Source organism: Streptococcus sp. 21.1, from assembly GCF_016648635.1.
Lineage (GTDB): Bacteria > Bacillota > Bacilli > Lactobacillales > Streptococcaceae > Streptococcus.
Genome location: NZ_JACLQL010000011.1, coordinates 47099 through 70652 on the forward strand (window position 1 = coordinate 47099; position 23554 = coordinate 70652).

The 23554-nt window shown below is 40.3% G+C and carries 23 protein-coding genes; 19 read left to right on the plus strand and 4 right to left on the minus strand.

Annotated elements, in window-relative coordinates; translation table 11 throughout:
• Nucleotides 1–26: 26 nt before the first annotated feature.
• From H7U01_RS08310 to groL, 14 genes are all read left to right on the plus strand, one after another.
• Nucleotides 27–842 carry an endonuclease/exonuclease/phosphatase family protein gene (locus H7U01_RS08310; RefSeq protein ID WP_021143492.1) on the plus strand — a complete coding sequence of 272 codons (816 nt, stop codon included), beginning with the start codon at nt 27–29 and terminating at the stop codon, nt 840–842.
• A gap of 102 nt (nt 843–944) precedes the next feature.
• On the plus strand, nt 945–2294 hold the full coding sequence (locus tag H7U01_RS08315) for a glucose-6-phosphate isomerase (protein ID WP_201041433.1): 1350 nt from the start codon (nt 945–947) through the stop codon (nt 2292–2294).
• Between the two features lie 192 nt (nt 2295–2486).
• On the plus strand, nt 2487–3359 hold the full coding sequence (locus H7U01_RS08320; protein WP_201041434.1) for a helix-turn-helix domain-containing protein: 873 nt from the start codon (nt 2487–2489) through the stop codon (nt 3357–3359).
• A 153-nt stretch (nt 3360–3512) separates the two neighbouring features.
• Nucleotides 3513–5090, plus strand: coding sequence for an ATP-binding cassette domain-containing protein (locus H7U01_RS08325; RefSeq protein WP_201041435.1), 1578 nt, complete (start codon nt 3513–3515; stop codon nt 5088–5090).
• A 155-nt stretch (nt 5091–5245) separates the two neighbouring features.
• On the plus strand, nt 5246–5962 hold the full coding sequence (locus tag H7U01_RS08330; RefSeq protein ID WP_002883635.1) for a YebC/PmpR family DNA-binding transcriptional regulator: 717 nt from the start codon (nt 5246–5248) through the stop codon (nt 5960–5962).
• Nucleotides 5963–6087: 125 nt separating this feature from the next.
• Nucleotides 6088–6426 (plus strand): preprotein translocase subunit YajC, encoded by a 339-nt coding sequence (locus tag H7U01_RS08335; protein WP_002883701.1) that lies wholly within the window; start codon nt 6088–6090, stop codon nt 6424–6426.
• 128 nt (nt 6427–6554) lie between these two features.
• Nucleotides 6555–7304 (plus strand): isoprenyl transferase, encoded by a 750-nt coding sequence (locus tag H7U01_RS08340; protein ID WP_002886457.1) that lies wholly within the window; start codon nt 6555–6557, stop codon nt 7302–7304.
• 12 nt (nt 7305–7316) lie between these two features.
• The gene (locus H7U01_RS08345; RefSeq protein WP_037598929.1) at nt 7317–8111 is read left to right on the plus strand and encodes a phosphatidate cytidylyltransferase; all 795 of its coding nucleotides are present in this window, start codon (nt 7317–7319) and stop codon (nt 8109–8111) included.
• 16 nt (nt 8112–8127) lie between these two features.
• Nucleotides 8128–9390, plus strand: coding sequence for a M50 family metallopeptidase (locus tag H7U01_RS08350; protein WP_014633828.1), 1263 nt, complete (start codon nt 8128–8130; stop codon nt 9388–9390).
• Nucleotides 9391–9460: 70 nt separating this feature from the next.
• A complete protein-coding gene (locus tag H7U01_RS08355; protein ID WP_141760060.1) occupies nt 9461–11323 on the plus strand; it encodes a proline--tRNA ligase in 1863 nt (620 codons plus the stop codon).
• Between the two features lie 481 nt (nt 11324–11804).
• The gene (locus tag H7U01_RS08360; protein ID WP_201041436.1) at nt 11805–13745 is read left to right on the plus strand and encodes an ABC transporter substrate binding protein; all 1941 of its coding nucleotides are present in this window, start codon (nt 11805–11807) and stop codon (nt 13743–13745) included.
• Nucleotides 13745–14548 (plus strand): ABC transporter ATP-binding protein, encoded by an 804-nt coding sequence (locus H7U01_RS08365; protein WP_002883592.1) that lies wholly within the window; start codon nt 13745–13747, stop codon nt 14546–14548. Before H7U01_RS08360 ends, H7U01_RS08365 begins: the two co-directional genes overlap by 1 nt.
• Nucleotides 14549–14715: 167 nt before the next feature.
• Entirely contained in the window at nt 14716–15003 is a 288-nt protein-coding gene (gene groES, locus H7U01_RS08370; RefSeq protein ID WP_060775843.1) for a co-chaperone GroES, read from the plus strand.
• 44 nt (nt 15004–15047) lie between these two features.
• Nucleotides 15048–16667, plus strand: coding sequence for a chaperonin GroEL (gene groL / locus H7U01_RS08375; protein WP_038675221.1), 1620 nt, complete (start codon nt 15048–15050; stop codon nt 16665–16667).
• 83 nt (nt 16668–16750) lie between these two features.
• Here the strand turns inward: groL and H7U01_RS08380 are convergent, their stop codons facing one another.
• The 4 genes from H7U01_RS08380 to H7U01_RS08395 all read right to left on the minus strand — a co-directional run bounded on the left by H7U01_RS08380 (nt 16751) and on the right by H7U01_RS08395 (nt 19378).
• Nucleotides 16751–17596, minus strand: coding sequence for a superinfection immunity protein (locus tag H7U01_RS08380; protein ID WP_038675223.1), 846 nt, complete (start codon nt 17594–17596; stop codon nt 16751–16753).
• Between the two features lie 90 nt (nt 17597–17686).
• Entirely contained in the window at nt 17687–17992 is a 306-nt protein-coding gene (locus tag H7U01_RS08385; RefSeq protein ID WP_072903624.1) for a DUF2752 domain-containing protein, read from the minus strand.
• Nucleotides 17992–18324, minus strand: coding sequence for a TM2 domain-containing protein (locus H7U01_RS08390; protein ID WP_002889819.1), 333 nt, complete (start codon nt 18322–18324; stop codon nt 17992–17994). The genes H7U01_RS08385 and H7U01_RS08390 overlap by 1 nt, the downstream gene beginning before the upstream one ends.
• Before the next feature lie 184 nt (nt 18325–18508).
• On the minus strand, nt 18509–19378 hold the full coding sequence (locus tag H7U01_RS08395) for an RluA family pseudouridine synthase (protein ID WP_038675224.1): 870 nt from the start codon (nt 19376–19378) through the stop codon (nt 18509–18511).
• Nucleotides 19379–19443: 65 nt separating this feature from the next.
• Here H7U01_RS08395 and pbp2a point away from each other — a divergent pair, with 65 nt between their 5' ends.
• The 5 genes from pbp2a (at nt 19444) to H7U01_RS08420 (ending at nt 23515) form a co-directional block, all read left to right on the plus strand.
• Complete coding sequence (gene pbp2a / locus H7U01_RS08400) at nt 19444–21771, plus strand: penicillin-binding protein PBP2A (protein ID WP_038675226.1); 2328 nt, start codon at nt 19444–19446, stop codon at nt 21769–21771.
• A gap of 48 nt (nt 21772–21819) precedes the next feature.
• Nucleotides 21820–21972, plus strand: a complete 153-nt coding sequence (gene rpmG, locus H7U01_RS08405; protein WP_002886472.1) for a 50S ribosomal protein L33 — start codon at nt 21820–21822, stop codon at nt 21970–21972.
• An 8-nt stretch (nt 21973–21980) separates the two neighbouring features.
• Nucleotides 21981–22157: a preprotein translocase subunit SecE gene (gene secE, locus H7U01_RS08410; RefSeq protein WP_002883656.1), complete on the plus strand. Its 177-nt coding sequence runs from the start codon at nt 21981–21983 to the stop codon at nt 22155–22157.
• Between the two features lie 200 nt (nt 22158–22357).
• Nucleotides 22358–22897 (plus strand): transcription termination/antitermination protein NusG, encoded by a 540-nt coding sequence (nusG, locus tag H7U01_RS08415; RefSeq protein WP_002883644.1) that lies wholly within the window; start codon nt 22358–22360, stop codon nt 22895–22897.
• A 129-nt stretch (nt 22898–23026) separates the two neighbouring features.
• Nucleotides 23027–23515, plus strand: coding sequence for a phosphatase PAP2 family protein (locus H7U01_RS08420; protein ID WP_048673942.1), 489 nt, complete (start codon nt 23027–23029; stop codon nt 23513–23515).
• The last annotated feature ends 39 nt before the right edge of the window (nt 23516–23554 follow it).

Below are 23554 nucleotides of genomic sequence, written 5' to 3' on the forward strand. Positions count from 1 at the left end.
ATGCAAGTCAGAAGAGGGATAAACTTATGAAATTTCTAACTTTAAATACCCACAGTTGGATGGAAGAAGATGCTGAAGGAAAATTCCAAACCTTAAAGGAACAGATCCTAAAGGCTAAGTATGATATTATTTGCTTCCAGGAAGTTAACCAAGAAATAGAGACTTCTGTTGTAGACACGGATGCTTACTATCATGCACTTCCATCAGCAACACCAATCCACCAAGATCACTTTGTCCGTCTTCTTGTGGAAAAGTTAGCTGAAGAAGGGCTTCAATACCATTGGACTTGGGCCTATAATCACATTGGTTATGATCACCTTAATGAAGGGGTTGCCGTCTTGTCACGTCAACCATTGACAGCGAGTGAAATCTTGGTTTCAGATGTTGATGATCCAACTGACTACCATACACGCCGTGTAGCAGTTGCTGAAACTACTGTAGATGGGCGAGAAGTTGCTGTTGCTAGTGTTCACCTTTCATGGTGGGACAAAGGTTTCCAAGAAGAGTGGGCACGTATTGAGGAACGTTTCAAAGCTATTGGGAAACCGCTCATCCTAGCAGGTGACTTTAATAACCCAGCAGGTCGCGAAGGGCATCAAGCCATCTTGGCTAGCTCGCTCAATCTTCAAGATAGTTTTGAAGTAGCTAAAGAAACAACTGGTAGCTATACAGTTGGACCAGGTATCGATGGCTGGAAGGGCAATGAAGAGCCTTTACGTATCGATTATGTCTTTGCAAGCCAAGATTGGACAGTAGAGCGCCTTAGTGTGATTTTTGACGGCAATAATCAACCTTTGGTAAGTGACCACTACGGTCTTGAAGCAGAATTAACATTTAAGTAGAACTGTATCCTATTATGACCTAATAAGGGTAAAAAACATTGTCAAAAGACAAATAAAAGAGTAAACTAGAAGCTATAATTGAATTTTTATAAGGAGAGACTAATGGCTCATATTACATTTGATTATTCAAAAGTTTTGGATAAATTTGTAGCACCACACGAAGTGGACAACCTTCAAGCACAAGTAACAGTAGCAGACGAAATGATTCGCAAAGGAACTGGCCCAGGGGCAGACTTCCTTGGATGGCGTGACCTTCCAGAAAACTACGATCGTGAAGAATTTGATCGTATCTTGAAAGCTGCTGAAAAAATCAAAGAAGAAAGCGATGTTTTGGTTGTTATCGGTATCGGTGGTTCTTACCTTGGTGCCAAAGCAGCCATTGACTTCTTGAATCATCACTTTGCTAACCTTCAAACAAAAGAAGAACGCAAAGCACCACAAATTGTTTACGCTGGTAACTCAATTTCATCAACTTATCTTGCAGACTTGCTTGAGTATGTTGAAGATAAAGACTTCTCAGTTAACGTTATCTCTAAATCAGGTACAACAACTGAACCAGCTATCGCTTTCCGTGTTTTCAAGGAACTCCTTGTTAAGAAATACGGTCAAGAAGAAGCAAACAAACGTATCTACGCAACAACTGACCGCCAAAAAGGTGCAGTTAAAGTTGAAGCAGATGCTAACGGTTGGGAAACTTTCGTTGTTCCAGATGACATCGGTGGACGTTTCTCAGTATTGACAGCTGTAGGTCTCTTGCCAATCGCAGCTTCAGGTGCTGATATCAAAGCCCTTATGGAAGGTGCTAACGCTGCACGTAAAGAGTATTCTTCATCTAAAATCTCTGAAAACGAAGCTTACCAATACGCTGCACTTCGTAACATCCTTTACCGTAAAGGTTACACAACTGAAATCTTAGCTAACTACGAACCATCACTTCAATACTTCTCAGAATGGTGGAAACAATTGGCTGGTGAATCTGAAGGTAAAGACCAAAGAGGTATCTACCCAACATCAGCAAACTTCTCAACAGACTTGCACTCTCTTGGACAATTTATCCAAGAAGGTACACGTAACCTCTTTGAGACAGTTGTTCGTGTGGAAAAACCACGTAAGAACGTGATTATCCCTGAATTGGAAGAAGATCTTGATGGACTTGGTTACCTCCAAGGTAAAGATGTTGACTTTGTTAACAAAAAAGCAACAGACGGTGTTCTTCTTGCACACACAGATGGTGATGTGCCAAACATGTTCATCACTCTTCCTAAACAAGATGCCTTTACATTGGGTTACATCATCTACTTCTTTGAAATTGCTATCGCCCTTTCAGGTTACTTGAATGCTATCAACCCATTCGATCAACCAGGTGTAGAAGCATACAAGAAAAACATGTTCGCCCTTCTTGGTAAACCAGGATTTGAAGAACTTGGAGCAGAACTTAACGCTCGCTTGTAATTCTCAGATAAGATCAGCTTTGGCTGGTCTTTTTTTATCCATTTGTAAGCTAAAACTTTCCATTGATTATTTCTTGTAGGTTAATTTACGAATTTTTATTTTAAACGTTTTGGACTGGCTAGTTGGGCTTTGTGGCTCTTTAATTTAGAAATGATTGCTGTTATAATTAGTTCAAGCATAGGAGGATGGATCATGATTGGACCTGTTGAAATGGGTGCTTTGTTGAAAAAAATTCGTTTATCAAAGAATTTGACATTGAAAGAACTTGCTAGTGATTATTTATCAGTATCTTTCCTATCAAAATTTGAACGTGGAGAATCTGATATCTCATTATCTAGATTTTTTCTTTTGTTAGATAAATTGGATGTCAGTATTGAAGAGTTCTATGGTATTTTATCTCAAGATAATCCAACTCATACTGAAAAGTTATTAGCAAGTGCTAGTAAGGCTTATTATCAAAACGATAGTTTATTGTTACAGAAGTACGCTGGAGAAGAGCGTCATAAATTTGAGCTCACACAAGACAAAACATTTCTCTATAACAGTATTATGCTAGAATCTTTTTTGGTAAGTGTTTCAAATAAAGAAGTTGATGAAAATAAGGTAAGGGAATTAACAGACTATCTTTTTAGCATTGAACAATGGGGAAAAAGAGAGTTAATCATATTAGGAAATAGTATGTCGTTTATTTCCACCCAGACACTTAATGTTTTGACCAAGGAGATCGTGTATAGAACTAGCCTTTTTGGAAAGAGCGACTCAAATCAAAGAATTCGACTTAGTCTTCTTATTAATGCAGCTTATGAGTTTTTACGGCGTGATGAACTAGATTCTGCGAAATACTACTTAGATTTAGTCAATGATAGTGGAATTCCTGAGGTTTTATTATATGAAAGACATGAGTTGATATTTGTAATGGGAACCTACTTGATAAAGTCAGGTGAAGTTACTGAAGGGAGAAATCTAATTGAGGGGTGTTTAGAAACTCTTAGGACTTTAGGTGCGGAAAATTTATTGCTTACTAAGGAATCAGAGTATCAAGAGTTACTAAATTCCACTATATGATAATTTTATAGAGTGAGTTAAAAAATAGAATAAACTAAAACCATAGTACAATATCACTATGGTTTTTAATTTTCAATGGATATATGGAGTTCCAATGTCTTCAATTTATCCAACTGACTAAATACCAAGGTGATTTAGATTGTGAGGAAATCTATGAGAACCTATATTCTTAAATACAAATATGAAAATTTAGTTCATATCCTACTGTTAGCGTTGAATGCTGCTATTTTCGTGAGTGCTTCGGTAACCTTGGCTTTAATGACTAATCAGCTGGTATCGAAGCGAATCCAATCCTTTTTAGCTTTATTAGGTTTAGAGGTAGGGCTTTACGTTATTTATTTAGTTTTGAATTATATTATTGCTGTAAATCAAACAAAACTAATCCAGAAAATGACTTTGTCTATTCGTCAGTCTTATCTTAGTAAAATTATTCACCATTCTTTTAGTGAATTCAGAAAGAGTGATATTGGAGAGCATCTCTCAGTATTAAATAATGATATCCAATTGATTGAATCAAATGGCTTTACAAGTATTTATACCCTTTGTTTAACAGTATTCACAACTTTGTTTTCAATTATTGCCTTATTAAGTTATGATGTAAGGATTGTTCTGTTAGCCATTTTTTTAACTTTGTGTCTGACCTATCTTCCCAAACCATTTACCAATAAAATGCAGAAATCAATGGAGAAATTTTCCCAAGCGAATGAGGAACTTGTCTCAGGAATAAGTGACCAGTTATATGGATATGCAGATGTTTATTACGCCAGTCGTAAACAGATATTTCTTAGACAAGTGAGGTCCATTGTTGAGGAATATATTGTACAAAAAATTATTTTTACAAAAAGAAATACTAGCACAGAGACGCTGATGGCTTTATTTTCAGTTGCCGCCCAGATGTTGATACTTCTTCTAACTGGCTTGTTAATTATTTTTGGAAATATTGCCGTAGGTACCATTGCTTCTGTGGGTCAGATCTCAGGTAATATTTTTAACTCTCTATCTACCATTAATCAGCTGCAAGTGACAATTAAGTCTGTCGATCCTATCTTAAAAAAATTTCACGATTTTCCAGAGGAACCAAAGACTTGCATAGCGACTATTCAGGATGTTCGTTTTGAGAATGTAAGTTATCATTTTGGAGAAAATGCTATTATTAAGGGATTCACTCAAACCTTTAAAAAAGGAGGAAAGTACGCTATTACTGGATGCTCAGGTAGTGGGAAGTCCACCCTGCTTAATATGGTCCTAGGAAATCTTAAAGATTATGAGGGAAAAATCTTGTTTGAGAAATTGGAGTTAAAAGAGATTGATGAGAACTCAATTGTATCTAATTGTGCCTATGTTGGGAGTCAAACTCATATCTATAATGATACCTTGAGGAACAATCTAACTCTTTGGAATGAAGCCGTTACTGATACGCACATCAAGGAAGTTCTTGAAAGGGTTAATCTTTTATCTTTCTTAAGCCGTATAGATGAGCAAGTAAGTGACGGTAGCTTTTCGGAGGGTCAAAAACAAAGAATAGGCCTGATAAGAGCGTTTTTAAAAGGAAGTTCTGTTGTGATTTTTGATGAAGCCACTGCAAATCTTGACCATAAAAATGCTACTCGTATTGAGCACCTATTATTAAGTGATCCTAATATCACTTATATCACGGTTACCCACCATCTAATAAAGGAAAATGAACCATATTTTGATGAGATTATTCGTTTGGGAGAGGGCACTGAGTAAATGTTTCATATGATAAATGCTTAGGATTTATTTCAATTTTACTAACGGCAGTCAAAGTGCTATAATGTAAGGGATTGTGAATTTAGCAAGCTTTGCTATTTTCAAAAAAGAAAAAACAAATCAGAGATACAAATCTCTTAGAAGAGGTGAATCCCATGGGACGTAAATGGGCTAATATCGTTGCTAAGAAAACTGCAAAAGATGGTGCAAACTCTAAGGTTTACGCTAAGTTTGGTGTCGAAATTTATGTGGCTGCTAAACAAGGTGAACCAGATCCAGAATCAAACTCAGCTTTGAAATTTGTTTTGGAGCGTGCTAAACAAGCGCAAGTGCCAAAACACGTTATTGATAAGGCCATTGATAAGGCTAAAGGTAACACTGATGAAACTTTCGTTGAAGGACGTTATGAAGGGTTTGGACCAAATGGTTCTATGATTATCGTAGATACTTTGACTTCAAACGTTAACCGTACAGCTGCTAACGTACGTACTGCCTTTGGTAAAAACGGTGGTAACATGGGTGCTTCAGGTTCTGTTTCATACATGTTTGATAAAAAAGGTGTTATCGTATTTGCAGGTGAAGATGCAGATGCTATCTTTGAACAATTGCTTGAAGCAGATGTAGAAGTTGAAGATGTGGAAGCAGAAGATGGTACTATCACTGTTTATACTGAGCCAACAGATCTTCACAAAGCTTTGGAAGCTCTCCGTGCTAACGGACAAGAAGAGTTCCAAGTAACTGAACTTGAAATGATTCCACAAACTGAGGTTACTCTTGAAGGTGAAGACCTTGAAGTTTTCGAAGGACTTATTGATGCGCTTGAAGCAGACGATGATGTTCAAAAGGTATATCACAACGTAGCAGATATGTAATCTTATTCAACACTTTCCGTCTCATGGAAAGTGTTTTTATGTGGTCTGTCTAAGGATTTGTCTTGCTTGTCCTGACTTAATCTGATATAGTAGTAGCCAAGTGAATTATTGGAGGAATACGAAATATGAATATGATGCTAGTTTTGGCCATTTATGTGGTCGCAATTGTTGCTTATGTAGCTTTCAGCCGTCGTCGCCAAGCAAAGGCACAGGAAGATCGTTTTGCAGGTCTTGCTAAGGGTGCTGAGGTTGAAACAATCGGTGGTTTGATTGCTATTGTCGATGAGATTGACAAAGAAAATAACCGTATTGTTTTGGATGCAGAAGGTGTCTTCTTGACCTTTGATTTGAGTCGTTCAATCATGAAAGTAATCACACCAGCACCAACTACAGAAACAGCAGAAACAACTAAAAAGACAATTATAGAAGAAGATTCAGCAATTGAGTCTGCTGATGAAAACTAAGATGTGTATTTAAGACTAGGTTAAATCCTGGTCTTTTTGCGTTTTCTAATCTTATCGGTATTAAAAGCTGTTCAGAACCCCTGAAAATGTGGTAAAATAAAGGGTAAACTATATTTAGAGGATATTCCATGTTTAAATTTAGAAAAAAATCTCATCAAGAGGTTCTAGATAATATTCCCAACCATATCGGTATTATTATGGATGGAAATGGCCGTTGGGCTAAAAAGCGTCTACAACCACGTGTGATGGGGCATAAGGCTGGGATGGATGCCTTGCAAAAGGTAACTATCGAAGCGTCACAACTTGGAGTTAAGGTATTGACAGTATATGCCTTCTCAACTGAAAACTGGTCACGCCCACAAGATGAAGTGAAATTCATCATGAATTTACCAGTTGAATTTTTTAACAAGTATGTACCAGAATTAGACAAAAACAATGTTCGTATTTTGACAATCGGAGATAACAGTCGTCTGCCTAAGGAAACCTTAGATGCTCTTGAAAAGGCAGTTGAGCAGACAAAACATAATTCCGGTTTGGTTCTCAACTTTGCACTGAACTATGGTGGTCGTGCGGAGATTGTATCTGCAGTTCAAGCGATTGCTAAAGAGGTTGAAGCAGGCAAACTCAGTCCTGAAGCTATTGATGAAGATCTCATTGCTAAGCATTTGATGACAGATAAATTGCCTTACCTCTACCGTGATCCAGATTTGATTATCCGTACGAGTGGCGAGCTTCGTCTTAGTAATTTCTTGCCTTGGCAATCTGCCTATAGTGAGTTTTACTTCACAGATGTTTTCTGGCCAGACTTTGACCAGCAGGGGCTACGTCAAGCCATCTCTGACTACAATAAACGTCACCGTCGCTTCGGTGGTGTCTAGAAAGGACCTCTCATGCAAGAACGTTTAATTGGTGGGGGTGTGGCAGCAGCCATTTTCCTCCCATTGCTCTTTATCGGCGGTCTTCCTTTCCAACTTTTAGTTGGGGCTATGGCCATGGTTGCGGTGTCTGAGATGCTTCGCATGAAGCACTTGGAGATTTTCTCTATCGAGGGTATTTTATCAATGGTGGCAGCCTTTATCTTGGCTGTACCGATTGATCGGTATTTTATCAGTCTTCCAACAAATGCTAGTGTGACAGGTTTCGCTGTTATTTCATTTTTGATTCTAGCAGGGACTGTCCTTAATAGCGACCACTATTCTTTTGATGATGCAGCTTATCCAATCGCATCTGCCTTTTATGTTGGTTTTGGTTTACAAAATCTCATTGCAGCACGTTTGGATAGTTGGGAAAAGGTTCTTTTTGCCCTTTTTATTGTTTGGGCAACGGATATTGGGGCTTACCTCTTTGGTCGTCAATTTGGTCAGAATAAGTTATTGCCAAAAGTATCACCAAATAAGACTATTGAAGGTAGTGTCGGTGGTATCTTATCAGCAATCATTGTGGCTCTTATCTTTGGGTTGATTAACCACGGAGTTTATGCCCCTCATAACTTCTTCTGGTTGCTTATCTGTACGATTCTCTTTAGTATTTTTGGTCAATTTGGTGATTTGGTTGAATCAGCTATTAAACGTCACTTTGGCGTTAAAGACTCAGGCAATCTCATTCCTGGGCATGGTGGTATTTTGGACCGTTGTGACAGCTGGATTTTCGTTTTCCCAATCATGCACTTCCTAGGACTTTTTTAAGAGTGGGGGTGTCTAGATGAAAGCTATTATTACCTTTTTACTGATTTTCTGTGTGATTGTCGTTTTCCATGAGTTTGGTCATTTCTTTTTCGCCAAACGTTCAGGAATTTTGGTTCGTGAATTTGCCATTGGTATGGGACCGAAAATTTTTGCACACACTGGTAAGGATGGTACCGTTTATACTATCCGTATCCTCCCTTTAGGTGGTTATGTCCGTATGGCTGGTTGGGGTGAAGATACAACTGAGATTAAAACAGGTAGCCCTGCCAGTCTAACGATTGGATCAGATGGTAAGGTAAGACGTATCAACCTTTCGGATCGCCAGATTGATCAGACGGCTTTGCCTATGAACGTCACTGCCTATGATTTGGAGGATAAGTTAACCATTACAGGTCTAGTCCTAGATGAGACCAAGACCTATGAGGTTGATCATGATGCCACTATCGTTGAGGAGGATGGTACAGAACTTCGTATCGCTCCTAAGGATGTCCAATATCAAAATGCAAGCATTTGGGGACGTTTAATTACCAACTTTGCTGGTCCTATGAATAACTTCATTCTTGGGGTGCTTGTCTTTATTATCTTAGCCTTTGTTCAAGGTGGTGTTCAAGATACATCGACCAACCGTATCCAGGTAGCCGATGGAGGCGCTGCTCAGGTGGCAGGCTTGAAAAATGGTGATGCTATCGAGGCTATCAATAAGGACAAGGTTACTGATTGGGACAGCTTGAAGGAAGCATTGACAGAGAATACCCAAAAATTCTCCAAAGGTGACAGCCTTTCTGTGACAGTTAAGAGAAGTAACGGTCAGGAAGAAACAATCTCTGTTAAACCTCAGGAGAACCAAGGTAGCTATTTTTTGGGTGTTTCTCCTGCTTTAAAAACAAGTCTTAAAGATAAGATTTTTGGTGGTTTCCAAATGGCTTGGGAAGGGGCCTTCAAAATTCTCGTAGCACTTAAGGGGCTTATCACCAACTTTAGTTTGAATAAACTTGGTGGACCGGTTGCTATGTTCCAGATGTCTGCCCAGGCTTCAGAAAATGGCTTGATTTCCATTCTTAACCTTATGGGGATGCTCTCAATTAACTTGGGAATTTTCAATCTTATCCCAATTCCAGCCCTTGACGGTGGAAAAATTGTTATGAATATTATTGAAGCCATTCGTCGTAAACCACTTAATCAAGAAATTGAAAGCTATATTACACTTGCAGGTGTTGCTATCATGGTTGTTCTTATGATTGCAGTTACTTGGAATGATATTATGCGTGCTTTCTTTTAATTAGAAACAAAGAAACGAAAGGAAGTCTAAGGGACTTGAGCCAAGGGCCAGCCTCCTTAGTATGTAAATGATGAAACAAAGTAAAATGTTGATTCCAACACTTCGTGAAATGCCAAGTGATGCTCAAGTTATCAGTCATGCCCTTATGGTACGTGCGGGTTACGTGCGTCAGGTTTCTGCTGGTATTTATGCTTATATGCCATTGGCAAATCGTGCTATCGAGAAATTCAAAACCATCATGCGTGAGGAGTTTGAAAAAATTGGTGCGGTTGAAATGTTGGCGCCAGCGCTTTTGACAGCAGATTTGTGGCGTGAGTCAGGCCGTTATGAAACTTACGGTGAAGACCTTTATAAACTTAAAAACCGTGATAAATCTGACTTTATCCTCGGTCCAACTCACGAAGAAACGTTTACAGCCTTGGTTCGTGATGCGGTTAAATCATACAAACAATTGCCACTTAATCTCTACCAAATCCAATCAAAATACCGTGATGAAAAACGTCCTCGTAACGGTCTTCTTCGTACACGTGAATTTATCATGAAGGATGCTTATAGTTTCCACCAAAACTATGAAGATTTGGATGTAACCTATGAAGACTACCGTAAAGCTTATGAGGCTATCTTTACACGTGCTGGCCTTGAATTTAAGGGTATCATCGGTGATGGTGGTGCCATGGGTGGTAAGGATTCTCAAGAATTCATGGCGGTCACTCCTGAGCGTACAGATCTCAACCGTTGGGTAGTTCTTGACAAGTCAATTGCTTCATTGGATGAGATTCCAGAAGATGTCATGGAAGAAATCAAGAAAGAATTGACATCATGGTTGGTATCTGGTGAAGACACAATTGCTTACTCTACAGAGTCAAGCTATGCAGCTAACCTTGAGATGGCAACAAACGCCTACACACCAGCGACCAAGGTTGTGACTCAAGAAGAAGTGACTCGAGTTGAAACGCCAAATTGCAAGTCAATTGATGAAGTTGCTGCTTTCTTGAATGTTCCAGAAGAACAAACCATCAAGACTTTGCTTTTCATTGCTGATGATGAACCAGTGGTGGCCCTTCTTGTCGGTAATGATCAGGTTAACGATGTGAAGTTGAAAAACTACCTTGCTGCTGATTTCCTTGAACCAGCTACAGAAGATGAAGCACGTCAAGTCTTTGGCGCTAACTTCGGTTCTCTTGGTCCAGTTAACCTTCCTGAAAATGTTCGTATCGTTGCGGACCGTAAGGTTCAAGACGTGGCTAATGCGGTTGTTGGAGCCAATGAAGATGGTTACCACTTGACAGGGGTTAACCCAGAGCGTGACTTCAAGGCAGAATACGTGGATATTCGTGAAGTTAAAGAGGGTGAAATTTCACCAGATGGTCAAGGTGTCCTTCAGTTTGCGCGTGGTATCGAGATTGGTCATATCTTTAAACTTGGTACACGTTACTCTGAAAGTATGGGTGCTAATGTTCTTGATGAAAATGGCCGTGCTGTTCCAATTATCATGGGATGTTACGGCATCGGTGTAAGCCGTATCTTGTCAGCTGTGATCGAACAACATGCACGTCTCTTTGTTAACAAGACCCCAAAAGGTCAATACCGCTATGCATGGGGAATTAACTTCCCTAAAGAATTGGCTCCATATGATGTTCACTTGATTACAGTTAACACTAAGGATGAGGAAGCCAATGCTTTGACAGAACGTTTGGAAGCTGCTCTTATGGCTGAAGGCTATGATGTCTTGACAGATGATCGTAATGAGCGTGTTGGTTCTAAATTCTCTGACAGTGACCTTATCGGACTTCCGATCCGTGTGACAGTTGGTAAAAAAGCCAGCGAAGGTGTTGTCGAAGTTAAAATCAAGGCAACAGGTGATACTATTGAAGTTAATGCCGATAACTTGATTGAGACACTTGCTATCTTAACAACAGAACAAAATGCTTAATATAAAAAATCTTTTCTTGCAGGAGCAAGAAGAGATTTTTCTTTTGTAGTGACAATGATAAATTGAGAGAAAAGAGAGTAAATTCCAATTTGACAGAATTGTCTAAATAGTGTAAACTTAAGACTATCATAACTACGGAGGCATCACATGCTTAACAAAGCGACCCATTTGGGAAATCTTAAAGCTTTTTATTACTTTAGTTTCTTTAGATAGGACGTTTGTGTTTCAGGATACAAGCGTCAGTCAGTTTGTATCTATGAAGCTAAAGCATTTTGTGATGGATTAGCCGATTAGATGAATAGGTCTAACCGGTGACATAAGCTAGCCTGTGCTAGTCAAGATGCATAAAACCAGTTGGGCCTGTCCTAACTGGTTTTTTTCATACCGTGGTCTATTTTTAATTTTCATTTGACCCTATCGTCTCGGAAAAAAGATGAAAGAAAATTGGAAATAGATAGAATAAAAAATAGAGGTATACAAGATGAAGAAATTCTTGGTCAGTATGATGGCTGTTATTACAGCTGTCCTCTTGGTAGCATGTTCCAATGCTTCTAATAAAGATTTGGTTCACGTCGGTGTGCTCCAATATGTGGAACATCCTTCCTTGTCAGCGACACGTAAAGGGTTCATTGAAGAACTCAAAGAGGAAGGTTACGTCGACGGTAAGAACATCAAAATCGATTATCAGAATGCACAAGGAGATCAGTCTAACTTGCAGACGATTTCTCAGTCGCTTATTGAAGATAATGATGTCATGTTAGCTATCGCAACCCCAGCAGCCCAGTCTTTGAGTAGTTTGACAAAGGACAAGCCAATTCTCTTTACAGCTGTTACAGATCCAGTTTCAGCTAAATTGGTTAAGTCTATGGACAATGTTGGAGGAAATGTGACAGGGACAAGCGACATGTCACCAATCAACAAACAAGTCGAGTTGTTGAAAAAGGTCCTTCCAAACACTAAAAAAGTTGGGATTATGTACACGACCAGCGAGCGTAACTCAGAAGTTCAGGTTGAAGAAGCCAAGAAATACTTCAAGGAAGCTGGTATTGAAACGGTTATCAAAGGAATTTCATCAACCAATGATATCCAAGATACAGCCAAGAGCTTGATGAGTCAGACCGAAGTCATCTTCATCCCAACTGACAATACCATTGTTAGTGCTATTAATACCTTGGTAGATCTTTCTAAAGAGACTAAGGTTCCAGTTGTTGGTAGTGACGCTGGTAGTGTAGAAAAAGGTGTCCTGTTCACTTATGGAACTAACTATGAAGCGCTTGGACGTCAAACAGGTAAGTTGGCAGGCCGTGTTCTCCGAGGTGAGAAGGTCAAGGATGTCGATGCCGAGTATCCTAAAACCCTAAATGTTGTGGTTAACCATGACATGGCTAAAGAACTTGGCATTGATGTTTCTAGTATTAGTGACGAGGAATCTAAGGCATCAACACAAGATGACAAACCAATTGCTAAAAAAGATAAGGGTGTCATTAAGCTTAAGGTTAATAAGTCATCTAAAAAAGGATTTTCAAATGTGGTGCTAACAGCCATTTCTCAGGGACTTCTCTGGGCTATTATGGCTATTGGGGTCTTCATTACCTTCCGTATTTTGGACCTTGCTGATTTGACAGCTGAAGGGGCTTTCCCACTTGGTGCTGCTACGACAACTATCATGATTATCCGTGGAATCAACCCAATCTTTGCGACTTTAGGTGGTTTTGTGGCTGGTATGCTTGCTGGAGCTGTGTCTGGCTTTATGCATACGAAAATGAAGATACCAGAACTTTTAACAGGGATTATTACCTTAACGGGGCTCTATTCCGTTAACCTTTTGGTTCTTGGAAGTGCCAATGTCTCTCTATCAGGACATAATACGCTAGTAACTATGGTGACGGGGCTTGGTTTGTCTAAGCTGAATGGTGTGATTCTATTAGGACTGATTTTTGTTAGTCTGGTAGTGTTTATGTTGGTTGTCCTCCTTAATACGCAGGTTGGTCTGGCCCTTCGTGCGACAGGTGATAACCTTGCCATGGGTGAAGCCAATGGTATCAAGGTTGACCGTATGAAGATTCTTGGCTACATGATTTCCAATGGTTTGATTGCCCTATCAGGTGCCCTCCTAGCTCAAAACAATGGCTATGCGGATATGAATATGGGTACTGGTACAATCGTAAATGGCTTGGCTGCAATTATCTTGGCTGAAGTTATCGTCAAGTATCTACCACTTGGCAAACGCCTCTGGTCAATTGTCGTAGGTGCTGTTCTCTACCGTTTGGTCTTGGTTATTATCCTTGCCATGAATGTTGATGCTCAAATGTTGAAATTGGCTTCAGCCATCTTGCTTGCAATCATCCTTTATGTGCCAGAAGTACGACAAAAATTGAAAATCAGACCTAATAAATCCTTGACTCCAGGAGGTGACAAGTAATGGCTTTACTTAGTTTACAACAGATTCACAAAACCTTTGAAAAAGGCACAGTCAATGAAAATCACGTCCTTCGTGGTTTGGATCTCGACATTGAGCAGGGAGATTTTATCTCTGTCATTGGGGGAAATGGTGCTGGTAAATCAACCTTGATGAATTCAATTGCTGGTGTTCTTAGTATTGATGAGGGGGATATCTTGTTGGAGGGGCAATCTATTAAGAAAGCATCTGTAGATGAGCGCTCTAAAGACATTAGTCGTGTTTTCCAAGATCCTCGAATGGGGACAGCGACAAACCTTTCTATCGAAGAAAATATGGCGATTGCCTATCGTCGTGGTAAGAAACGTAGCTTTTTTAAAAAGTCTATCACTGAAAGCGAACGTCAAGTCTTCAAGGAAGCCTTGGTAGATCTTGGTCTTGGTCTTGAGAATCGTATGAAGACTGATGCTAATTTCTTGTCAGGTGGACAACGTCAGGCCTTGACACTTGCTATGGCAACCTTGGTGCGTCCAAAAATCTTGCTTTTGGATGAACATACAGCAGCCCTAGATCCTAAGACAAGTGATATGGTCATGAATTTGACACGTAAGATCGTTGAAGAACAAGAATTGACAACCCTTATGATTACCCATAATATGGAACATGCTATCGAATATGGGAACCGTCTAGTCATGCTCTATCACGGAAAAATCGTCGTCGATGTGCGAGGTGAGGAAAAGAAAAACCTCACTGTTGCAGAACTTATGGACCTCTTCCACAAAAATAGTGGACAAGTCCTCAATGACGATGCCTTGGTGCTCGGTTAATAAACAAAAAAAGAAACTATCCAAAGTTCAGATTTTGGGTAGTTTTTTCTTGACTATTTTTGACCAAGTGCTAAAATAAATATATGGATTAGCACTCATAGTTTATGAGTGCTAAAAATAACGTTTCACACGTTACTAATAACAAATAACATTTGGAGGTAATTGGTATGGCATTGAAACCATTGGGCGATCGTATCGTTGTCCATTTTGAAGAAACAGAAGAAAAAACAGCTAGTGGCTTTGTATTGGCAGGAGCTAGTCATGAAGCTACAAAGACTGCTGAGGTTTTGGCAGTAGGTGAAGGAATCCGTACTCTTACTGGTGAATTGATTGCACTTAGTGTTGCAGCAGGCGATAAAGTTCTTGTTGAAAATGGTGCAGGTGTCAATGTTAAAGACGGAGATGATTCCGTTTCAATTATCCGTGAAGCAGATATTTTAGCAGTCCTAGCTTAGGTCTATGCTAATCAGATATAAAGTAAGATAAAGAAGGAGTAACTATGGCAAAAGATATTAAATTTTCATCAGATGCACGCGCAGCAATGGTCCGTGGTGTTGATACTTTGGCTGATACAGTTAAGGTAACGCTTGGTCCTAAAGGTCGTAACGTGGTTTTGGAAAAAGCTTTTGGCTCACCTCTTATCACTAATGATGGTGTGACAATTGCTAAAGAAATTGAACTCGAAGATCACTTTGAAAATATGGGTGCTAAGCTTGTCAGCGAAGTGGCTTCAAAAACGAACGATATTGCAGGTGACGGAACAACTACAGCCACTGTTTTGACACAGGCTATCGTCCGTGAAGGTCTTAAAAATGTAACGGCTGGTGCTAATCCAATCGGTATCCGTCGTGGGATTGAAGCAGCTGTAGCTACAGCGGTTGAAGAGCTTAAAGCTATTGCACAACCAGTTGCTAATAAGGAAGCCATTGCCCAAGTCGCAGCGGTTTCATCACGTTCTGAAAAAGTTGGTGAATACATTTCAGAAGCTATGGAACGCGTTGGTAATGACGGTGTTATCACTATTGAAGAGTCTCGTGGTATGGAGACTGAACTCGAAGTGGTTGAAGGTATGCAGTTTGACCGTGGTTATCTTTCTCAGTACATGGTTACTGATAATGAAAAAATGGTCGCTGACCTTGAAAATCCATTTATCCTTGTGACTGACAAGAAAATTTCAAATATTCAGGATGTCCTTCCACTCTTGGAAGAAGTGCTTAAGACAAGCCGTCCACTCTTGATCATTGCTGATGATGTGGATGGTGAAGCTCTTCCTACACTTGTTCTTAACAAGATTCGTGGAACTTTCAATGTCGTTGCTGTTAAGGCACCTGGCTTTGGTGACCGTCGTAAAGCCATGTTGGAAGACATTGCCGTATTGACAGGAGCAACTGTCATTACTGAAGATCTTGGTCTTGAACTTAAGGATGCAACTATGGCAGCACTTGGTCAAGCTTCGAAAGTAACTGTGGATAAAGATAGCACAGTTATCGTTGAAGGTGCAGGAAGCACAGAAGCGATTGCTAACCGTGTTAACCTCATCAAGTCTCAATTGGAAACAACAACATCTGAATTTGACCGTGAAAAACTTCAAGAACGTTTGGCTAAATTGTCAGGTGGGGTTGCAGTTGTTAAGGTTGGTGCGGCCACTGAAACAGCCCTTAAAGAAATGAAACTTCGTATCGAAGATGCCCTTAACGCTACTCGTGCCGCTGTTGAAGAAGGTATCGTAGCAGGTGGTGGTACAGCCCTTGTTAACGTCATTGCTAAGGTTGCTGAACTTGATCTTGAAGGTGACGACGCTACAGGACGTAACATTGTCCTCCGTGCCTTGGAAGAACCAGTTCGTCAAATTGCTTATAACGCTGGTTATGAAGGTTCAGTTATCATCGATAAATTGAAGAACAGCCCAGTTGGTACAGGCTTTAACGCTGCTAACGGTGAATGGGTAGATATGGTCGAAGCAGGAATCATTGATCCAGTTAAGGTCACACGTTCTGCTCTCCAAAATGCCGCTTCTGTAGCTAGTCTTATCTTGACAACTGAAGCAGTCGTTGCCAACAAACCTGAACCAGAAGCTCCAGCAGCACCAGCTATGGATCCAGGAATGATGGGCTACTAAGAGTTTAAAAAGCAAAAGAAAAAACCTAGGAAAAGTTGAGAAACTTTTTCTGGGTTTTCTTTTTTTCATTTATTTGTTGTTAATTACTGAAAAGGGTTAAATGTATCAGAACTTCCTTGTTGACCTGCCATTTGCATCATCATTTGTTGTTGTCTAATGCGTTCTGCTTCCTTATTCGTATTGATAGAAACAGCAAGAAGGATGATCCAACCGATGAATGTCCAGCCTAGAAGAAAGGATAGGATAAAGATTGGCCATTTTTTATCTGTTTTATTTAGAAGAGCTGGTAATATAAGAAGTACAACCAAGGGGAAATTAATGATGACGGAGAGAAGAGCCGTGATCAATCCGGCACTAAGATCATCACTGGCAATTCCTAAGAGTATCATTCCAAGAGCCCAGAGGATAGCTGGGATGGAAGCGACGGCTAACATGATGAGGTTTGTTTGGGTTTTCTTGTCTTGTTTCTTCCAAGTTTCATTTAGATTTTTGCTTGCTTGTTGGAAAGTTTCACCAGTTTGATTCGCAAATTGGTTAACAGTCTGACTGGCAGTTTCTACAACAGGTTTAACTTGTTCCTGGAAGGTCTTTGATTGATTTTCTTGAGCTAGGTTAGTTGCTTGGAAAGTCTCTTCTTCATCTACCATAGAGTTAGTGAGTGGCTCTTCAGCAACATCATAGCTGTCAACATCTTTTTCGGCAGTTTCTACAACCTCTGTTGATGGTGCAGATTCTACTGGTTCAACAACCTTTGAATCTTGCTTAGTTTCTACAGTCTCTTTTTGTGAGACAGTTTCTGTTACTTCGACAGTTTGTTTGGGAGTTTCTCGGACAAACTCGCCTTTCTGAGCTGCTTCAGCCATTTCTTGAATACTTGGATTACGACCATTAACTGCTTGGAAAAAATCGATCCAATCTTGTTGCTTCATGTGTATAACCTCCAGAGATCTTGATTATAAAAATGTTGACAATTACAATTATATCAATAGTGTAAGGGGACCGCAATGGGAGTCTTTACTTTATTTCCTTATAATCTTCTTTACACTGAAGATGGGAAAGAGAAAGAAATAGGTTAGGATATAGACCACTAGAGGATATATCAGTGGATTATAGTCCCAGGCTCCTTGCCAATCTAGGTGTAAGAGTCTAACACTAGCGCGTGTTAGGCCTGCGCTCCAACCTTTAAGGCCAAATGGTCTTAGGATTAAACTGAGTGGTGTTGGAAGATGTAAAAGGTAGACTCCATAAACTGCCACTGAAACTAAGAGATATAATCTAAAAAAACGCTGGTGGTAGGCCCACAAGCGTGTAAAATAGTTTTTCATTAGCCAATAACTGCAAAGAGTTTTTGAGCGTTTGATTGGCGAGTAGCATCCATGATAAGGAACCAGTCAACGATTGACCAGATACCACATCCACCACATGTCAAAAGTTTACCAACACCAAGACCAACTTGTCCCAAAATAAAGCGGTCGATTCCAAGAGAACCACCAAAAAGTGAGATGACAAGCATCATCGTAGGATCTTGGAAGCTGATTGAGTAAAGCATTGAAAGTTGTTGTTCAGGAAGTGCCTCAAGACGTTGGCGGATGTACTGAACTTGTTCTGTTGGGAAATACTTGGCGTTAATTGCTAGCCATTGATCGACTGGATTCATAAATTAAATACCCCTCAAATTTTAAATGATATGTAAAGGATAACATATTGTAAAGGGAGATTCAAGGCGGTCAAGGCTTTTGAAGTTAATAAAAGCAACTTATTTGCAAGCTTCCACTGTGTCATAACTAGAGGATCATTAGGATAATCCTTTCGCACTATGCTTGAGAATGAGCCTACTTCTATTATTTGTGATTTTTTAACCCTTGTTCAAAACTGTCTGAGCTGGCCTTAACAGTGATTTTGTCGAGTGTTAAGGGATGGGTGAAACTAAGAGTGTGAGCGTGGAGCATGAGTCGAGATGCGGGGCGGTGGCTATAAAGAGGGTCCCCCAGAATGGCATGCCCATGGTGGGCCAGATGCACACGAATTTGGTGGGTCCGACCGGTTTTTAGTTGACAGTTGACCAGACTAGCTCCTTTGAAGGCTTTGAGGCGCGTGATGGTTGTATAGGCAACCTGCCCTTTTCTAGGATCAACCACTCGTTTTCTACGGTCATGGCGGTCGCGTCCAATCTTGTCTTTGTACACAGTCTCCTTGGTCTGAAATTTACCTTCAGCCAAAGCCCAGTATTGACGCTGAATCTTCTTATCTTCCAAGAGTCTATTGAGAATTGGCAGGATAAACGGATTTTTTGCGAAGAGTACAGCCCCACTAGTTTCCATGTCTAGTCGATGAACGACGTAACAGGTTTGCCCACAATAGGCCGAAACATGGTTAAGTAGAGCAATTTCTGTGGGTTCATTACCATGTGTTTTCATTCCTTCAGGTTTATTGACCACGATGAGATGCTGATCTTCATAGAGAGGTTCTACTAAACTGGCATTTCCCATAGGGATAATTTTTTCAGGGTAGTCCTCTGTATCAAAGGTCAGGCTAATCTTATCACCTTTTTCAACAGGACTCTGCCAATTAATAGTCTCTCCATTGATGAGGACGTGCTTTTTCGTGCGTAGGAAATGACGAATCTTACGAGGAATGAGGAGCTTAGTTTCGAGCAAGTCTTTGACGGTTGTTACAGGATAGGGATTGATAATTTCTACGTGTAAAGTCATGGTTTCATTATATCATGAACGTTTAAAAGAGGACAGAATCTGTAAAAACTTGGTATAATAGGGTTATGACATTTTTTGATAATCTAAAAAACAAACTTTTTAAAGAAGAAAATAGCGGAAAGGGCAAGGATTCCCAGCCTGCTGAAAAATCGAAGAATTTACAAAATAAGATAAAGGGACTCTTTGCTAAGAAACCTGATGAGGTTGAACAAGCCGTTGAAGACTTAGATATGTCTCAGGAAAGTCAAGAGACGTCACGTTATCAACGTTCTAAGCAAAAGAAACCTATTGATACGACCCAACCTTTAGGTAAGGTTCAGGCGTTCTTGAGCAAGTTTACACTTTCGCCAAGAAATCCTATTCGTCGTTTCTGGCGTCGTTATCATATTGGTAAAATTCTCTTTATCTTGGTAGCTATGTTGGTTCTGACAGTAGGTTCCTACCTTTTCTATATTGCCAAGACGACCAATGTTTCAGATCTTCAAGATGCCTTGAAAGCAACTACGGTTATCTATGACAAAGAAGGCAATCAAGCTGGTTCTTTGTCAGGGCAAAAAGGGACTTATGTGGAGCTGGATGCCATTAGTGATAGCCTGGAGAATGCTGTTATTGCAACTGAGGACCGTACCTTCTATGAAAATAGCGGGGTTAACGTCAAGCGATTCCTCTTGGCCATTGTATCTATGGGACGCTTTGGTGGTGGCTCGACCATTACCCAACAGTTGGCTAAAAATGCCTTCTTGACACAAGAACAGACAGTCACTCGTAAGGCCAAGGAATTCTTCCTCTCTTTGGAATTAACCAAGAAATACAGCAAGCAAGAAATACTTACCATGTACCTCAATAATGCCTACTTCGGCAATGGGGTTTGGGGTGTTGAAGATGCTAGTCAAAAATACTTCGGGACAAGTGCTGCCAATCTAACCGTTGATGAAGCAGCGACCCTCGCTGGTATGCTTAAGGGACCTGAAATTTACAACCCAATTGATAATATCAAAAATGCGACCAACCGTAGAAACACTGTCCTCGCCAATATGGTTGATGACAAGAAGTTGAGTCAGGCAGATGCCGACAGTGCGGCTGGAGTTGATATGGCTAGTCGTCTGGATGATACCTATCAAGGGACTGGCGATGACTACAAGTATCCGTCTTACTTTGATGCCGTCATTGAAGAAGCTACGAAAACTTATGGCTTGAGTGAGGATGAAATCGTTAAAAATGGCTACAAAATCTACACAGAGATGGATGCCAACTCACAAGCTAACATGCAGCAAACCTACGAAAATACCTATCTCTTCCCTACATCAGAAAGTGATGGTAGTACAGCTCAGTCAGCTAGTGTGGCACTTGATCCAACAACTGGAGCTGTCCGCGGTCTGGTAGGTCGTGTAGGTGGTACCAGTGATACAACCTTCCGTAACTTTAACTATGCAACTCAAGGGAAGCGTAGTCCTGGTTCAACTATCAAACCTTTAGTGGTCTATGCACCAGCTCTGGCTTCAGGATGGAGCATCAATAAGGATCTTCCGAATAAACCAATCGACTATAATGGCTATACCCCAACCAACTACGGTGGTGTTGAGACAGAGGATGTGCCCATGTATCAAGCTTTGGCCAACTCCTACAATATCCCAGCAGTTTACCTCTTTAATCAAATCGGTATTCAAAAAGGGATCAGTTACGGTCAAAAATTCGGTCTCAACTTTGACAATGTTCCAGAAGAACTGGGAATTTCACTTGGTGGTGGTGTGACAGCTAGTCCTCTTCAAATGGCTCAGGCTTATGCGACCTTTGCTAATGGTGGTGAGATGAACACGGCTTATTTCATCACTAAAATTGAAAATGCCAGTGGTGACATTATTGCTACCCATAGTAAGAAGTCTAAACGTGTTATCAGCCAGTCAGTAGCTAACCAGATGACCAGCATGATGCTTGGTACCTTCTCAAATGGTTCTGCTGTGAATGCCAACTACACAGGTTATACTATGGCAGGTAAGACAGGTACTGTTCAGGCTGAATTTAACAAGGATTTGACTAGTGACCAGTGGGTGATTGGTTATACTCCTGATGTGGTTATGACGACCTGGATCGGTTTTGATAAGACTGACGAGAGTCACTACCTAACAGGGGCTAGCTCGGGAACAGCTTCGACGATTTTCAGCTACATCGCTGCGGATGTTTTGCCAAATACACCAGGTACTGAGTTTACCGTTGAAAATGCCTATGCAGCTGATGGTCAAACACTAGACTATACGGCAGATCCAAATGACTCGCGCAATAGCAGTAACAAGTCATGGACAGACAAGGCATCAGACGTTGTGAATGACGTTAAAGATCAGGCAAGCAGCCTTTGGGATAAGATTACAGACTCCTTCTCAGGTCTATTCAGATAGCTTGTCAATTGCATTTAAAAGTGGTAAGATAAAAAGAACGGAGGCGTTATGGCACAGAAAAAAGCAAGCCTAGCGTGTGCTGAATGTGGGAGCCGAAACTACTCAATTAATGTGAGTAGCACTCCCAAACCAACACGACTAGAAGTTAACAAATTTTGTAAACATTGTAAAAAATACACCTTGCATAAGGAAACAAGATAGGAGACACCGTGAGACAAACTGGAAGTATTTTCAAAGTCTTGAAAGACACGACTTGGCCAGACCGTAAACAACGCTGGCACGATTTTATTTCAGTTCTTGAGTATACCGCGTTCTTCACTGTCATCATCTATGCGTTTGATGAATTGTTGAGTCGCGCTATGTCAGCACTGATTAACTTTTTCTAAAGAAAACACAAAAAGAGTGGGAATGCCTGCTCTTTTTTGTTATAATAAATGCAGATAAAAGCGAGAAGAAGGGCCACCAGGCTTTTTTATTACGCTTTGAATTAAACCTCAGACATTCATTGACATTTAACACTCGAAGCTAGAAGATAGCTAGCCAAAGGTGTTTAAATGTCACTTAGAAAAAAGAAAGGAATCCTAAAATGCTAGATTCATTCGACAAGGGCTGGTTCGTCCTTCAAACCTATTCAGGATACGAAAACAAAGTTAAAGAAAACCTTTTGCAACGTGCCCAAACTTATAACATGCTTGAAAATATCTTGCGTGTTGAAATCCCAACTCAAACGGTCAATGTTGAGAAAAACGGTAAAGTTAAAGAAGTAGAAGAAAACCGCTTCCCTGGTTACGTTCTTGTTGAGATGGTAATGACAGACGAAGCCTGGTTCGTTGTCCGTAATACTCCGAACGTTACTGGTTTCGTTGGTTCTCACGGTAACCGTTCTAAACCAACACCACTTTTGGAAGAAGAAATCCGTCAGATCTTGATTTCAATGGGTCAAACCGTTGATGTCTTTGATACTAATATCAAGGTTGGTGACGTGGTTCAAATCATCGATGGTGCCTTTATGGGTCAAGAAGGCCGTGTTGTAGAAATTGAAAACAACAAGGTTAAAATCATGATTAATATGTTTGGTTCAGAAACAGCTGCTGAACTTGAACTTTACCAAATCGCTGAACTTTAAGATAGACAAAAAGAGGTTGGCTAAGAGACTTCAACCTTGGAAGACTATCTCATTAAACTTGAGGGGAGAGGCTAGAAGCTAGATTTTTGAAATTTAGTTCTGTGTCACTCCCTTTTTTTCTAACGGATGATGATGAATTACAAACGATTTTACGATAGGATTAGCGGTCCTTTGCGTTCTTACGCTAAGGTTTTAGAAGGGTTGAACAGGCTTATAACTAGGACTTTTTACCTGCTTTTTCCTATATTTCTTATTTGGGTTTGGCTAAGGAATGGTTGGTTTGTTCTCTCTACGACGGTGCTTATTATGGGGGGAGGCTTTTTCCTTCTTTCTCTTGGTCGTAGCCTCTACAATCGACCGCGTCCATACCAGACCTGGGCTATTCAACCCCTTATTAAGAAGGACAGTCTGGGTAAGTCCTTTCCCAGTCGGCATGTTTTCTCAGCGACTGTCATTGCTATGTTGGCACTGATGCTTAACCCATGGCTAGGTGGGGCTATGCTTTTTCTGGCGGGGGCTCTAGCTTTTTTGCGCGTGCTAGGTGGTGTTCACTATCCTAGTGATGTTATGGCAGGCTATGCCATTGGGATTCTTGTAGGTCTCCTTCTTTATCTTTAGAAAATTTGGGTCTTCTTCGAGAGAGGAAGGCTTTTTTCG

Coding starts and splice junctions, on each gene's coding strand:
- nusG (WP_002883644.1), top strand. CDS start 22,358: ATGCTAGATTCATTCGACAAGGGCTGGTTCGTCCTTCAAACCTATTCA.
- rpmG (WP_002886472.1), top strand. CDS start 21,820: ATGGCACAGAAAAAAGCAAGCCTAGCGTGTGCTGAATGTGGGAGCCGA.
- H7U01_RS08350 (WP_014633828.1), top strand. CDS start 8,128: ATGAAAGCTATTATTACCTTTTTACTGATTTTCTGTGTGATTGTCGTT.
- H7U01_RS08335 (WP_002883701.1), top strand. CDS start 6,088: ATGAATATGATGCTAGTTTTGGCCATTTATGTGGTCGCAATTGTTGCT.
- H7U01_RS08345 (WP_037598929.1), top strand. CDS start 7,317: ATGCAAGAACGTTTAATTGGTGGGGGTGTGGCAGCAGCCATTTTCCTC.
- H7U01_RS08330 (WP_002883635.1), top strand. CDS start 5,246: ATGGGACGTAAATGGGCTAATATCGTTGCTAAGAAAACTGCAAAAGAT.
- groL (WP_038675221.1), top strand. CDS start 15,048: ATGGCAAAAGATATTAAATTTTCATCAGATGCACGCGCAGCAATGGTC.
- H7U01_RS08340 (WP_002886457.1), top strand. CDS start 6,555: ATGTTTAAATTTAGAAAAAAATCTCATCAAGAGGTTCTAGATAATATT.
- H7U01_RS08315 (WP_201041433.1), top strand. CDS start 945: ATGGCTCATATTACATTTGATTATTCAAAAGTTTTGGATAAATTTGTA.
- H7U01_RS08310 (WP_021143492.1), top strand. CDS start 27: ATGAAATTTCTAACTTTAAATACCCACAGTTGGATGGAAGAAGATGCT.
- pbp2a (WP_038675226.1), top strand. CDS start 19,444: ATGACATTTTTTGATAATCTAAAAAACAAACTTTTTAAAGAAGAAAAT.
- H7U01_RS08380 (WP_038675223.1), bottom strand. CDS start 17,596: ATGAAGCAACAAGATTGGATCGATTTTTTCCAAGCAGTTAATGGTCGT.
- H7U01_RS08360 (WP_201041436.1), top strand. CDS start 11,805: ATGAAGAAATTCTTGGTCAGTATGATGGCTGTTATTACAGCTGTCCTC.
- H7U01_RS08325 (WP_201041435.1), top strand. CDS start 3,513: ATGAGAACCTATATTCTTAAATACAAATATGAAAATTTAGTTCATATC.
- H7U01_RS08390 (WP_002889819.1), bottom strand. CDS start 18,324: ATGAATCCAGTCGATCAATGGCTAGCAATTAACGCCAAGTATTTCCCA.
- H7U01_RS08365 (WP_002883592.1), top strand. CDS start 13,745: ATGGCTTTACTTAGTTTACAACAGATTCACAAAACCTTTGAAAAAGGC.
- H7U01_RS08355 (WP_141760060.1), top strand. CDS start 9,461: ATGAAACAAAGTAAAATGTTGATTCCAACACTTCGTGAAATGCCAAGT.
- H7U01_RS08395 (WP_038675224.1), bottom strand. CDS start 19,378: ATGACTTTACACGTAGAAATTATCAATCCCTATCCTGTAACAACCGTC.
- H7U01_RS08420 (WP_048673942.1), top strand. CDS start 23,027: ATGATGAATTACAAACGATTTTACGATAGGATTAGCGGTCCTTTGCGT.
- groES (WP_060775843.1), top strand. CDS start 14,716: ATGGCATTGAAACCATTGGGCGATCGTATCGTTGTCCATTTTGAAGAA.
- H7U01_RS08320 (WP_201041434.1), top strand. CDS start 2,487: ATGATTGGACCTGTTGAAATGGGTGCTTTGTTGAAAAAAATTCGTTTA.
- H7U01_RS08385 (WP_072903624.1), bottom strand. CDS start 17,992: ATGAAAAACTATTTTACACGCTTGTGGGCCTACCACCAGCGTTTTTTT.